We start from the raw sequence: 202 nt of genomic DNA on the forward strand, positions 1-202 counted from the left end.
ACACCCGCAGCCCTGGCCATTACCGCCCTGAACCAGACAGGCATCTATGGACAGAACCCCACACTGAATAAGGCTGACTTTAAAACCAGTGGTCTGGTCAATGGCGATACCGTTAGCAGGATCAGCCTCTCCACAGCCGCCACAAACCTGAGCAACACAGGCGCCTACGCCCTTACCGCCAGTAACGCACGCGGCTCAGGGC

Annotated in this window: 1 protein-coding gene; it reads left to right on the forward strand. The window is 58.4% G+C overall.

Annotation, left to right across the window (positions count from 1 at the left end):
* The coding region (locus tag HK25_RS13120; protein ID WP_158092966.1) for an MBG domain-containing protein at positions 1-202 on the forward strand (202 nt) is incomplete at both ends.

The sequence above is a fragment of the Acetobacter sp. DsW_059 genome (genome assembly GCF_002153695.1).
Classification (GTDB): Bacteria; Pseudomonadota; Alphaproteobacteria; order Acetobacterales; family Acetobacteraceae; genus Acetobacter; species Acetobacter thailandicus.